Consider the following 12,728-nt stretch of genomic DNA (forward strand, 5'->3'; position numbering starts at 1 on the left):
CCGCAATGGAACTGACGATCCTGTTCGGCACCTTCGCCGCGCTCATGCTGATCGGCACGCCGATCGCCTTCTGCCTCGGCATCTCGAGCCTTGCGACGGTCGCCTACATGGGCCTGCCGCCGCTGGTCGTGTTCCAGCGGCTGAACTCGGGCATGAGCGTCTTCTCGATGCTCGCGATCCCCTTCTTCATCTATGCCGGCGACCTCATGGTGCGCGGCGGCATCGCCGGGCGCATCGTCGCCTTCGCGGCCGCCGTGATCGGCCACGTGCGCGGCGGCCTCGGCCAGGTCAACATCCTGACCTCGACGCTGTTCGGCGGCATCTCGGGCTCGGCGGTGGCCGAGGCCGCGGCCGTCGGCGGCATCATGATCCCGCAGATGAAGGCGCGCGGCTACGGCGCGGACTACGCCGTCAACGTCACCTCGATGGCGGCGCTGATCGCGCTGCTGCTGCCACCCTCGCACAACATGATCATCTATTCGATCTCGGCGGGCGGGCGCATCTCGATCGCCGACCTCTTCACCGCCGGCATCATCCCGGGCCTGCTGCTCGCCCTGGCGCTGATGACCACGGCCTACATCGTGGCGCGCAGGCGCGGCTATCCGACCGAGCCGTTCCAGGGCTTCCTGGTGATCGGCCACCTCCTGGCGGCCGCGATCCCCGGCCTCCTTCTCATCGCCATCATCTTCGGCGGCGTGCGCTCCGGCATCTTCACGGCGACCGAGAGCTCCTGCATCGCGGTCCTCTACGCGCTGCTCGTCACCGTCTTCGTCTATCGGCAGCTCACCTGGGCCGACTTCGTCCACGCCACGATGGGCGCCGTGCGCACCACCGCCATGGTGCTCCTGATCATCGGCACCGCCGCCGCCTTCTCCTGGCTGATGGCGTTCCTGCGCGTTCCCGCCACGCTGGTGATGTGGATGCAGTCGCTGTCCGACAACCCGATCATGATCCTGCTTCTCCTCAACGTCCTGATGCTGCTGCTCGGCACGTTCATGGACATGGGGCCGACGATCATCATCACCACGCCGATCTTCCTGCCGATCGCCACCGCCTACGGCATCGACCCGGTGCATTTCGGGGTGATCATGATCCTGAACTACGGGATCGGGCTGAACACGCCGCCGGTCGGCGGGGTGCAGTTCGTGGCGTGCGCCGTGGGCCGGATCAGCGTATGGGAGGCGATGCGCTCCGTCTGGCCGTTCTACGGGGCGGGCGTCGTGGTGCTGCTCCTGGTGACCTACATTCCCGCCCTGTCGCTGTGGCTGCCGGCCGTGTTCCGATAGGGGGTTCTTTCGATGTCCGAAACGTCCGGGGAGATGCGGATCGAACGCAAGGCGAAGCTGTCCGAGACCGTCGTCCAGGCGCTGCGCGCGCAGATCATCGCGGGCGACTTCCCCGTCGGCGAGAAGCTGCCGACCGAGACGCGCATGTCGGAGCTCTTCGGGGTCAGCCGCACGGTGGTGCGCGAGGCGGTCGCGATCCTCTCGGCCGACGGGCTGGTGGAGCCCCGGCACGGCGCCGGCGTCTTCGTGCGGATGAACCCGCAGCGCAAGATCGCCTCGATCGCCGCCGACGTCGGCGATCGCATCAGCCAGGCGATCAACGTCCTGGAGGTGCGCATGGGCATCGAGATCGAGAGCGCGGGCCTGGCCGCCGAACGCCGCAACCCCTCGCAGGAGGCGCGGATCCAGGAGGCCTTCTTCGAGTTCGACCGGCTGCTGCATCGCGGCGAGCAGACCGGCAAGGCCGACTTCGCCTTCCACCGCGAGATCGCGGCCGCCACCAACAATCCGTTCTACGTCGACATCCTGGACGCCCTGGGCGACCGGACCATTCCCTGCGACCGCACCTCGCCCTGGTATTCGGTGGAGGTGCTCTCGCCCCAGTACCTGATGGGGCTGCAGCGCGAGCACCTGGCCGTGCTCCAGGCGATCTCGGCGCGCGATCCGCAGGGCGCGCGCGACGCGATGCGCCGACACCTCTTCGCCGCCCAGCAGCGCTACCGGCGCCGGCTGACCTGCCAGCAGGAATCCTACGCGGCCGCCACCGACGCCCGCCTTCCTTCCGATACCTTACCAGGACCGTCATGACGATCGACCACGAGACACGTTTCGCCGTCCATCCCGCCGCCGCCGCCGCCATGGACACCGAGGAACTGCGGCGCCACTTCCTGATCCAGGACCTGTTCCATCCGGGCCGCATCCGCCTGTGCTACACGCACTACGACCGGATGATCGTCGGCGGCGCGGTGCCGACCGCCGAGGAGCTCGCGCTGGAGGCGATCCGGCCGAACGGCACGCCGAGCTTCCTGGAGCGGCGCGAGCTGGTGCTGGTCCATGTGGGCGGCGGCACCGGGCAGGTGCGCGTCGGCGCCGAGACCCATGCGCTCGAGGCGCGCGACATGCTCTATGTGGGCCTGGGTCAGGAGGTCGCGCTGCGCTCGCTCGACGCGGCGGACCCGGCGCGGTTCTACCTCCTGTCGGCGCCCGCCCACAAGCCGCTGCCGACGCGGCCGATCCCGCACGCGGCCGCCAAGCGGCTCGATCTCGGATCGCGTGCCACCGCCAACGAGCGCTCGATCTTCCAGTACACGACGACGATCGAGACCTGCCAGATCGTGGTGGGCCTCACGCGGCTCGCCGAGGGCTCGGTCTGGAACACGATGCCGGCCCACGTGCACGACCGGCGCATGGAGGCCTACCTGTATTTCGAACTCGCCGAGGAGGCGCGCGTCTTCCACCTGATGGGCGAGCCGGCGCAGACGCGCCACATCGTGATGGCCGAGGGGGAGGCGGTCGTCTCGCCCCCCTGGTCGATCCATTCGGGCTGCGGCACCTCGGCCTATTCCTTCGTCTGGGCGATGGCCGGCGACAACGTGGACTACACCGACATGGACCCGGCGCCGCTCAAGGACATGCGCTGATGAGCCCCGACCCGTTCAGCCTGCAGGGCCGGCGCATCGCGGTGACCGGCGCCAACACCGGCATCGGGCAGGGAATCGCCATCGCCGTCGCCGAGGCCGGCGGCGCCGTGGTCGGCATCGGCCGATCCGCCATGGACGAGACGGCCGCGCGCGTGGAGGCGGCCGGCGGCGCGTTCACGCCCTGCCTCGTCGACCTGTCGGATATCGCGGCCGGCACGGGGGCGCTGGAGAGGATCGCCGCGGACGCTCCGCTCGACGGTCTCGTCAACAATGCCGGCATCATCCGGCGCGCGGACTCGATCGACTTCTCCGAAGCCGACTGGGACGCCGTCATGGACGTCAACCTCAAGTCGGTCTTCTTCCTGTCGCAGGCCTTCGCGCGCAGCTGCCTGTCCGCCGGGCGGCCGGGACGGATCGTCAACATCGCCTCGCTCCTGTCGTTCCAGGGCGGCATCCGCGTGCCGGCCTACACCGCCGCCAAGCACGGCGTCGCGGGCGTCACCAGGATCCTCGCCAACGAATGGGCGGCGCGTGGCATCAACGTCAACGCCATCGCGCCGGGCTACATCGAGACCAACAACACGGTGGCGCTTCGCGCCGACCCCGACCGGTCTCGCGCGATCCTCGAGCGCATCCCGGCCGGGCGGTGGGGCGTCGCCGAGGATATCGGCGCGGCCACGGTGTTCCTGCTCGCCGAGGCCTCGCGCTACGTCCACGGGACGGTCCTGCCGGTCGACGGCGGCTGGCTGGCGAGGTGACGTCGATGACCGCAGCACCCGACATCTTCGCGCGCGCCGGCGACGGCGCGTGGGAGGCGACGCCCGACGGCAACGAGCGGCGCATCGTCTGCTGGACGTCCGAGCTGATGATGGTGGAGTTCCGCTTCGAGGCCGGCGGCGTCGGCTGGCTGCACGAGCATCCGCACGTCCAGTCGAGCTACGTCGCCGAGGGCGCGTTCGAGGTGACGATCGACGGACGCACCGAGCGCCTCGAGGCGGGCGACGCCTTCGTGGTGCCCTCCGGGCTCCGGCACGGGGTGAAGGCCCTGGAGAAGGGGCGCCTCGTGGACACGTTCACGCCGTTCCGGGCCGACTTCCTGCCCCCGGCGGACGGGTCCGGCGCGGACTGAGCCGCGGGCGGGGCGCTCGGGCCGCGATCACACGCCGAGCCAGCGGTCCTGCATCTTGCGGTCGAGCGCGGCCGGCGCGCCGGTCCAGACGCTCCGCCCGTTGGCCAGCACCACGCAGCGGTCGGCCACGGGCAGGAGTTCCGACAGGGTCTTGTCGACCACCACGATCGACAGCGCCTCGCCCCGGAGGGACCGGATCGCCGCCCAGATCTCCTGGCGGATCAGCGGCGCGAGGCCCTCGGTCGCCTCGTCCAGCACCAGAAGGCGCGGATTGGTCATCAGGGCGCGGCCGATCGCCACCATCTGCTGCTCGCCGCCCGACAGGAGCCCGGCCGGCTGATCGCGCCGCTCGGCGAGGCGCGGAAACAGCGCCTCGACGCGGGCCAGCGTCCACGGCCCCTTGCGGGCCGCCACCAGAAGGTTCTCGCGCACGCTGAGCGAGCGGAAGCAGCGCCGTCCCTCCGGCACGAGGCCGATGCCGAGCCGGGCGATGCGGTGCGGCGGCGTGCCGGCGATGCTCCGGCCGGCGAAGCGCAGGGTTTTCGCGCGCGCCGTCGCCAGGCCGCACACGGAGCGTATGGTCGTGGTCTTGCCCATGCCGTTGCGCCCGGCCAGCGCCACGACCTCGCCCTCGCCCACCGCGAGGTCGACGCCGAACAGCGCCTGGCTCGCGCCGTAGAAGGCCGACAGGTCGCGCACGTCCAGAAGCGGGGTCACGCCGCGTCCTCCCCGAGATAGGCTTCCCGCACGATCGGGTCGCCGCGGATCTCGTCCGGCGTGCCGGTCGCCACGATACGCCCGTACACCAGCACCGAGATCCGGTCGGCCAGCGCGAACACGGCGTCCATGTCGTGCTCCACCATCAGGATCGGCGCCTCGCGCCGCAGCTCGGACAGGAGGGCGGTGAGCTCGCGCGAGCCCTCCGACCCCATGCCCGCCATCGGCTCGTCCATCAGCAGGGCGCGCGAGCCGAGCGCCAGCACCAGCGCGACCTCCAGCCGTCGCCGCTCGCCGTGCGAGAGCGCGGCGGCGGGAACGCCCGCCCGCCCCTCCAGGCCGACCCGCGCCAGCGCGGCGAGGGCCGGCTCGCGCAGCGAGCGGTCGAGCGCGACGGGCCGGAAGAAGCGGAAGCTGGTGCCCTGGCGCGCCTGGACGGCGAGCATGGCATGGGCGAGCGCCGTGAACTCGGGCACCACGGTGGAGACCTGGAAGGTGCGGCCGAGTCCGGCGCGAGCCCGCTCGGCCGGCGACAGGCCGGTGATGTCGCCGCCGTCGAAGAAGACGCGGCCGGTATCGGGCGCCACCGAGCCGCAGATCTGGTGGATCAGCGTCGACTTGCCCGCCCCGTTCGGCCCGATCAGCGCATGGATCTCGCCGGGGCGCAGATCGAGGCTGACGTCGTCGGTGACCTTGAGCGCGCCGAAGCTCTTGCGCAGGTTCGCGATGCGCAGGATCGGCTCAGCCATGAGAGGCGCCCCTCGGTGCCAGGAGGCTCATCAGCCCGCCGCGCCCGACCAGGACGACGGCCAGAAGCGCGAGCCCGAGAAAGAACTGCCAGCGTTCGGTGAGCCCGCCGAGCGCATGCTCGAGCAGGACGTAGAGCGCGGCGCCCGCCAGCGGACCGGCCAGGCGGCCGACGCCGCCCAGCACCACGAGCACGATCAGCTCGCCCGACATGTGCCAGGACATCATGGAGGGGCTGACGAAGCGGTTGAGCTCGGCGTAGAGCGCCCCCGCCAGCGCCGTCATCATCCCCGACAGGACGAATGCCACGAGCTGGACCCGCCGGGGCTCGACGCCCAGCGAGGCGAGGCGCACGCCGCTCTGGCGCGCCGCCTGGAGCGCCGCGCCGAAGCGCGACGCCTTAACCAGCGCGAAGGCCGCAAGGCCCGCCACCAGCGCGCCGAAGGCGATCAGGAAGAAGGGCATGGGTCGCATCGTGCGCAGGCCGAGGAAGCCGTTGCGCACCGCGATCGGCAGCCCGTCCTCGCCGCCGTATCCGGGCCAGGCGACGGCGAGGTAGTAGACCATCTGCGCGAAGGCGAGCGTGATCATGATGAAGGCGACGCCGCTGGTGCGCAGGCTGATCGCCCCGACGAACAGCGCGAAGAGCCCGGCGGCGGAGAGCGACAGCAGCCACACGTAGCCCATCTCGGCGAGGGCCGGCACGCCGGGCAGGAGCGGGACGCCCTCCATCGCGTGCGAGGCGACGATGCCGGCCATGTAGCCGCCGATCCCGAAGAAGGCGGCATGGCCGAGCGAGACCAGCCCGCCGAGCCCCAGCGCGAGATTGAGCCCCGTGGCGGCGAGGCCGAGGATCGCGATGCGCGCGGCGAGCGTGAGGTAGAAGGTCTCGCCGGCGAGGCTCGCCCAGAGGGCGAGGGCGAGCGGCAGGGCGATCACCGCGAGGCTCGCGAGGAGCGCGCGCGCGGATGCGGGCGAACGGTCAGGCATGGGACGCGAAGAGCCCTCTCGGACGCAGGGCGAGGATCACGGCCATCACCACGTAGATCAGCATGGAGGCGAGGCCGCTGCCCACGAGGCCGGCCTCGGCGGGCGGGACGAACAGGCCGGCGATGCGGGGCAGGAAGAACCGGCCGGCCGTGTCCACCAGGCCGACCAGCAGCGCGCCGAGCAGCGCCCCGCGCACCGAGCCGATCCCGCCGATGACGATCACCACGAAGGCGAGGATCAGCACCGGTTCGCCCATGCCGACCTGCACCGACTGGAGCGCGCCGACGGTGGCGCCCGCCAGGCCCGCCAGCGCGGCGCCGAGCGCGAAGACGATCGTGTTGAGGCGGCCGATGTCGACGCCCAGCGCGGCGATCATCTCCCGGTCGTTCTCGCCGGCGCGGATGCGCATGCCGAGCCGCGTGCGGGAGATCAGGAGATAGAGCCCGAGCGCCACCGCGACGCCGAGGCCGATCACCGCGAGGCGATAGACCGGGTACTGCACCCCGCCCGGCAGGGTCGCCGCGCCCTGGAGCACCGGCGGAATGTCGAGATAGAGCGGGAACGAGCCGAACAGCCAGCGCGTGCCCTCGGAGAAGACCAGGATCAGCGCGAAGGTGGCGAGCACCTGGTCGAGATGGTCGCGCGCGTAGAGCCGGCGGATCACGGCGGCCTCCACCAGCGTGCCGGCGGCCGCCGCGCCGGCGAGGCTCGCGGCAAGCCCCAGCCAGAACGACCCGGTGGCCGCCGCCACGGCGGCGCAGGCGAAGGCTCCCACCATGTAGAAGGAGCCGTGCGCCAGGTTGATGAGGCCCATGACGCCGAAGATCAGCGTCAGCCCGGCCGACATCAGGAAGAGCATCACGCCGAGCTGCAGCCCGTTCAGGACCTGCTCGGCCAGGAGCGTGGCGGACAAGCGAGCCGCCCCGTCACATCTGGCATTCGGCGGCGTAGGCGTCGCCGTGATCGGCGAAGATCTTCTCCACGATGTGGTTGGTGAGCGTGCCGTTCTCGTCCACCACCTCGGTCAGGTAGATGTCCTGGATCGGGTGCTGGTTGGTGTTGAAGGCGAACTTGCCGCGCGGCGACTGGATGTCGGCCTTGAGCAGCGCGGCGCGGAAGGCCTCCGTGTCGGAGGGCTCGGCCGTCCTGTGGGCGGAGAGGATGAGCTGCGCGGCGTCGAAGGCCTGCACCGCGTAGATCGAGGGCAGGCGCTTGTACTCGGCCTGGAACGCCTCCAGGAACCGCTTGCTGGCCGGATTGTCGAGGTCCTTGGCCCACTGGCCGGAATTCTTCACGCCGAGGGCCGCCTGGCCGATGGCGCCCAGCACGTCCTGGCTGAACGAGAAGCCCGGGCCCATCAGCGGCACGTCGGAGCCGGACTGGGCGTACTGCTTCATGAAGGCGATGCCCATGCCGCCGGGCAGGAACACGAAGGCCCCGTCGGCGCCCGAGGCGCGGATCTGGGCGATCTCGGCGGCATAGTCGGTCTGGCCGACCTGGGTGTATATCTCGCCCGCGATCTCGCCCTTGTAGTAGCGCTTGAAGCCGGTCAGCGAGTCCTTACCCGCCGGGTAGTTGGGCGCCATGATGAACATCTTCTTGTGGTCGCGGTTGGCGTACTCGCCCATCGCCTCGTGAAGATTGTCGTTCTGGTAGGCGGCGTTGAAGTAGAGCGGGTTGCAGCCCTTGCCGGCGAGCGCGGCGGGGGCCGCGTTGGTCGAGACGTAGAACTTGTCCTGCGCGGTGACGGACGGCGCCACCGCCATCAGGATGTTGGAGAAGACGATGCCGGTGAGCACGCCGACATCCTCGCTCTGGATCATCTTGTCGGCGATCTGGACCGCGAGCTCGGGCTTCTGGCCGTCGTCCTCCACCAGCACCTCGACGTCGCTCGCGCCCGACTGCTTGACCGCCAGCATGAAGCCGTCGCGCGTGTCGATGCCGAGCCCGGCGCCGGGGCCGGAAAGGGTGGTGATCATGCCGATCTTCAGCGGCTCGGCGGACGCGGCGCCGAGGCCGGTCAGGAGGGCCAGAGCCGTCAGGGCTGCGGTCTTCGTCTTCATCGGTTCGTCCTCTGGTCTGTCGCGAGCGCCGGGCGGCGGGAACGGGGAAGGGCGGGTCAGGAAGGGCTGGCGGGCACCGTCGCGGCTTCCGCGACGGGGAAGGCGGGACGGCGTAGCCGGAAACGCTGCACCTTGCCCGATTCGGTCTTGGGAAGGGCGTCCAGGAACACCACGGAGCGGGGATACTTGTAGGGGGCGATGGTCGCCTTCACGTGATCCTGCAGACGCTTCGCCATCGCCTCGTCCCCCGCCATCCCGTCGCCGAGCACCACATGCGCCTCGACGATGCAGCCGCGCTCCGCGTCGTCCTGGCCGATCACCGCGCATTCGCGCACGGCCGGATGCTTCAGAAGCGCCGCCTCCACCTCGGGGCCCGCGATGTTGTAGCCGGCCGAGACGATCATGTCGTCGGTTCTCGCGCAGAAACGGAAGCGGCCGTCCGCGTCCTGGACGAAGGCGTCGCCGGTGAGGTTCCAGCCGTCGCGCACGAAGTCGCGCTGGCGCGCGTCGGCGAGGTAGCGGCAGCCGAGCGGGCCGCGCACGGCGAGCCGGCCGACCGTGCCGCGCGGCACCTCGCGCATCGCCTCGTCGACGATCCGCGCCTCGTAGCCGGCGAGCGGCCGGCCGGTGGAGCCGGCTCGTGCGTCGCCGAGCCGGTTGGAGATGAAGATGTGCAGCATCTCCGTGCCGCCGATCCCGTCCAGGATGGGGCGGCCCGTGCGCGCCGTCCATTCCTCGAAGATCGGCGCCGGCAGCGTCTCGCCCGCCGACACGGCGACGCGCAGCGAGGCGAAGTCGGACGGGTCCCGCGAGGCGGCCAGCATCGCGCGGTAGGCGGTCGGCGCGGTGAAGCAGACGGTGACGCCGCGCTCGCGGATGACCTCCACCAGACGGGGCGGCGAGGCGTCCTCGACCAGCACGGCCGCCGCGCCGAAGCGCAGCGGGAAGATCGCCAGACCGCCGAGGCCGAAGGTGAAGGCCAGCGGCGGCGAGCCGGCGAAGACGTCCGCCGGCCGCACGTCCAGCACCTCCCTCGCATAGGCGTCCGCGACGATCAGGAGGTCGCGGTGGAAGTGCATGGTCGCCTTGGGCACGCCGGTCGAGCCCGACGTGAAGCCGAGGAGGGCGACGTCGTCGCGCCCGACCGGCGGCGGATCGAAGTCGCAGGACTTGCCGACCGCCAGGCGGTCCAGCTCCGCGTCGTGCGCGGCGGTCCCGTCGAAGGCGACGACGCGGGCGAGGAACCGGCTCTCGGCCGCCACCGCCTCGATCTCGCCGAGCAGCCGCGCGTCGCACAGCGCGAAGGCGATCTCGGCCTTGTCCACGATCTTGGCGAGTTCGCCCGCCCGCAGCATCGGCATCGTGTTGACGGCCACGGCGCCGACCTTGGTGACCGCGAGCCAGGCCGCGACCATGGCCGGGTTGTTGCCCGAACGGATCAGGACGCGGTTGCCCGGCCGCACGCCGAGGTCGTCCACCAGCGCGTGGGCGAGACGGTTGGTCCAGTCGGCGAGCTCGCGATAGGTCCGCGTGCGGCCGTTGCCGATCAGCGCGGGGCGCTCGCCGAAGCCGCGCTCCACCATCCGGTCGGTGAGTTCCACGGCGGCGTTCAGCCAGTCCGGGTAGCGGTGGGAGCCGGCGCGCATCACGGGCCAGTCGGCGGGGTCGGGAAGGTTGTCCCGCGCGAAGGTGTCGGAGTGACCGCTCGGTCCCAGCATGCTCATCGCTCCATGCTCCCGATCCAGGCTCCCGGCCAGGGAGCGTCCATATCGTGAGCATGGCACCCTCCTGCCCGGTCTTCAAGCATATTATTTTAGGCCTATAGTATATTCGATCGGCGGCGCATCGGCGCCCGCTCGTGGGGGTTCGGCATAGAAAAAGGCCGCCCCGAAGGGCGGCCTGGTCTAGAAACGGCGACGGCATGTCAGGAGGTGGGATCGGGTGTCCGGTCCGCGGCGGCCCGCTCGCTTGCGATCAATGCGATGTCGAGGCAAGCCATCACCGGCTCCAGCCGCAGCGTCATGGCCTCGCGCTGGGCCTGGACGATACGGCGGATCAATCGGCGTTCCATGCCCTTCTTCCTTGAGTTGCGCATCCGTGCCTCCCAATACGATGCGTCCGACAGGCTGTGCCTTGCGCGGCACCATGTCGAGCACCCGAGCGTCAAATCCACACATAACTCACAAGTGAATTCAAGGGTGGATATGCAACTTGCGCGCACAGTCGCACCCTGACCCCTCGATCACGGCGGCCGAACGCGTCAGACCGGGCAGCTCGCCGAGCCGTCGCGGGCCCACCACTGCGCCTTGGTAAGGACGTCGAGCACGCCGGCGTCCCGCCGCGCCGCGATGCCGTCGAGCACCGCGATCCAGGTCGCCAGCGGCGTGGTGATGAACGTCGCCTGCGCCTGGACGCCGTGGACGTAGAACTCGATATTCTCCCGGCGGGCGACGGCGTGGTCGATGCGGGCGAGGATGCGGGCGGCGAGCTGCGCGTCGTCGTCGCTCCCCGTCGAGCCGTTCGACATCGAATAGGCGGGCAGCAGAAAGGCGCGGTCGGCGATGCCGAAGCGCGAGTGGAACGTGTCGAAACCCGTGGTGCGCCCGGTTCGGAACGTCCCGTCCGAACGCAAGGCGTCCTGGAGCTTGTCCAGGAAGAAGGGCGAGCGGTCGTCCCAGACGGCGATCGACGCCGTGTCGGCCGTCAGGGCACGGGTCAGCGTCACCTCGGCCGCGCCGTCCACCGAGGCGATCCGGGTGCCGGCGGGAACGCCGAAGCCCGACACCGCCATGCCCGCCGACAGGGTGGACGTGCGCGCCAGCCCGGCGAGCACCGCCGAGCCGGCGGCACCGGTGGCCGCGCCCGCATAGGCGCGATGGTCGTGGGCGTTCTTCGCCGCCAGCAGGCTGTCGGTGAAGCCGTTCGGGTAGCAGAAATGGCGCGGGTCGCTGCCCGGCACGCGCGCCATGACGAGATCGCGCATCGACCGCAGCTCGGCGAGCGCCGCCGCCGGGTCCGGCCGCGACGTCATCGCCGTGTCGTCGGCGGTGCCGTCGAGCTGCAGGTCCATGCCGAGCCCGGCGAGATACCGGACGTCCGCCCAGGTCAGGCGTCCCGTGCCGTTGCTGTCTTCGACGAGCGCCGTGGGCAGGTAGAACGTCGCGAGGAGGCCGCGCGCGACGAGCTCCGGCACCGCGGCCATGCGCTGGGTGCGGATCGCGTCGTCGAAGCCGAGGATCAGGGCGGGGCGGCAGCCGGCCTTGGCCAACAGCGCGCCGTAGCGTGTGCGCTGGGCATGCGGCGCGTTCGAGGCGGAGGAGCGGTCGAACGACACCGCCCAGGGCTTGGCGGGATCCTTGTCTCGAAGGGAGGAGAGCTGATCCGGCCGGACGCTGTTCCAGATCCTGCCCTTGTGCGCGTTCGCGATCCGGGCACCCTGCATCCCCCCGCGGCTGCTCGGTCGCCCGGCGGTCTGGTCCAGGCGGATCGAGCCGTCGAGCGACGCCGAGGCGTAGGGGTTCAGTTCCTGCTTGAGCCAGGCGAGGGTACCGAGCCCGGCAAGGTCGCCCACCCCGGCGATCTCGCTCAAGGGGCCCAGCCGGCCCACCAGCCGGCTGCCCGAGCCCCGCCCCGTCGCCACCACCGAGCCGACACCCCGCACGGTGCCGGCCGGGTCCCTCGTCAGCGCGAGGTTGGCCGCGGTCGCCTCGGACGGGTCCGCGAGCGCGTCGAAGTCCCACAACACGATCGGCGCGGCGAGCACCACCCCATAGGCCGGAGCGCGCCGCGGTGCGCCGGCGTCCATGCCCGCCATCACGAGGCGGAAGCCGTTGTCGGCGGCGGTGGCGACATGGGTCCTGGCATGGGCGCCCGCGATCGCGGTGCGCGCCTTCGGGCTCGCCAGCGTCTCGCGATACCACTGGATGCCCGTCCAGGCCGGACCGGAGTAGGTCTGTCCCACCGAGCCGTCCGCCGTGGCGGTCACCAGGCCGAGGCGGAGCGCGGCGCGCTCGTCCGGCGCGGCGCGGCGTCCTGCGCCGGCGGTCCCGGCCGCGACGATCGCTCCGGCGGCCGCGCCGAGGCTGAGGAGAAGGCGTCGCCGCGTGGTGTCCAGGTCGCTCTCCCTCGGTTCGCCGCCGATCCCCGCCATGCCGGG

13 protein-coding genes are annotated in these 12,728 nt (G+C 71.2%); 5 read left to right on the forward strand and 8 right to left on the reverse strand.

Going from position 1 to position 12,728, the window contains the following annotated elements:
* The first annotated feature begins 5 nt into the window (after positions 1 to 5).
* The 5 genes from D3218_RS13895 to D3218_RS13915 are packed head-to-tail and all read left to right on the forward strand — an operon-like array spanning position 6 to position 4,055.
* The gene (locus tag D3218_RS13895) at positions 6 to 1,286 is read left to right on the forward strand and encodes a TRAP transporter large permease (RefSeq protein ID WP_119540694.1); all 1,281 of its coding nucleotides are present in this window, start codon (positions 6 to 8) and stop codon (positions 1,284 to 1,286) included.
* Between the two features lie 12 nt (positions 1,287 to 1,298).
* Positions 1,299 to 2,093 carry a FadR/GntR family transcriptional regulator gene (locus D3218_RS13900; protein WP_245415047.1) on the forward strand — a complete coding sequence of 265 codons (795 nt, stop codon included), beginning with the start codon at positions 1,299 to 1,301 and terminating at the stop codon, positions 2,091 to 2,093.
* Positions 2,090 to 2,926, forward strand: coding sequence for a 5-dehydro-4-deoxy-D-glucuronate isomerase (gene kduI, locus D3218_RS13905; protein ID WP_119540696.1), 837 nt, complete (start codon positions 2,090 to 2,092; stop codon positions 2,924 to 2,926). The genes D3218_RS13900 and kduI overlap by 4 nt, the downstream gene beginning before the upstream one ends.
* Positions 2,926 to 3,684, forward strand: coding sequence for a 2-dehydro-3-deoxy-D-gluconate 5-dehydrogenase KduD (gene kduD / locus D3218_RS13910; RefSeq protein ID WP_119540697.1), 759 nt, complete (start codon positions 2,926 to 2,928; stop codon positions 3,682 to 3,684). Before kduI ends, kduD begins: the two co-directional genes overlap by 1 nt.
* A gap of 5 nt (positions 3,685 to 3,689) precedes the next feature.
* On the forward strand, positions 3,690 to 4,055 hold the full coding sequence (locus D3218_RS13915; protein ID WP_119540698.1) for a cupin domain-containing protein: 366 nt from the start codon (positions 3,690 to 3,692) through the stop codon (positions 4,053 to 4,055).
* A gap of 27 nt (positions 4,056 to 4,082) precedes the next feature.
* Here D3218_RS13915 and D3218_RS13920 read toward each other — a convergent pair whose 3' ends face one another.
* The 8 genes from D3218_RS13920 to D3218_RS13950 form a co-directional block, all read right to left on the reverse strand.
* The gene (locus D3218_RS13920) at positions 4,083 to 4,772 is read right to left on the reverse strand and encodes an ABC transporter ATP-binding protein (RefSeq protein WP_119540699.1); all 690 of its coding nucleotides are present in this window, start codon (positions 4,770 to 4,772) and stop codon (positions 4,083 to 4,085) included.
* On the reverse strand, positions 4,769 to 5,521 hold the full coding sequence (locus tag D3218_RS13925) for an ABC transporter ATP-binding protein (protein WP_119540700.1): 753 nt from the start codon (positions 5,519 to 5,521) through the stop codon (positions 4,769 to 4,771). The genes D3218_RS13920 and D3218_RS13925 overlap by 4 nt, the downstream gene beginning before the upstream one ends.
* Positions 5,514 to 6,509, reverse strand: coding sequence for a branched-chain amino acid ABC transporter permease (locus tag D3218_RS13930; RefSeq protein ID WP_119540701.1), 996 nt, complete (start codon positions 6,507 to 6,509; stop codon positions 5,514 to 5,516). The genes D3218_RS13925 and D3218_RS13930 overlap by 8 nt, the downstream gene beginning before the upstream one ends.
* Positions 6,502 to 7,422: a branched-chain amino acid ABC transporter permease gene (locus D3218_RS13935; protein WP_119540702.1), complete on the reverse strand. Its 921-nt coding sequence runs from the start codon at positions 7,420 to 7,422 to the stop codon at positions 6,502 to 6,504. The genes D3218_RS13930 and D3218_RS13935 overlap by 8 nt, the downstream gene beginning before the upstream one ends.
* Positions 7,423 to 7,435: 13 nt before the next feature.
* Entirely contained in the window at positions 7,436 to 8,572 is a 1,137-nt protein-coding gene (locus D3218_RS13940; RefSeq protein ID WP_119540703.1) for an ABC transporter substrate-binding protein, read from the reverse strand.
* A 56-nt stretch (positions 8,573 to 8,628) separates the two neighbouring features.
* On the reverse strand, positions 8,629 to 10,290 hold the full coding sequence (locus D3218_RS13945; protein WP_119540704.1) for a benzoate-CoA ligase family protein: 1,662 nt from the start codon (positions 10,288 to 10,290) through the stop codon (positions 8,629 to 8,631).
* 206 nt (positions 10,291 to 10,496) lie between these two features.
* Complete coding sequence (locus tag D3218_RS19800; RefSeq protein ID WP_168990527.1) at positions 10,497 to 10,643, reverse strand: hypothetical protein; 147 nt, start codon at positions 10,641 to 10,643, stop codon at positions 10,497 to 10,499.
* Between the two features lie 189 nt (positions 10,644 to 10,832).
* Entirely contained in the window at positions 10,833 to 12,722 is a 1,890-nt protein-coding gene (locus tag D3218_RS13950; RefSeq protein WP_119540705.1) for a polysaccharide deacetylase family protein, read from the reverse strand.
* Between the last annotated feature and the right edge of the window lie 6 nt (positions 12,723 to 12,728).

Source organism: Aureimonas flava, from assembly GCF_003583935.1.
Taxonomy (GTDB): domain Bacteria; phylum Pseudomonadota; class Alphaproteobacteria; order Rhizobiales; family Rhizobiaceae; genus Aureimonas; species Aureimonas flava.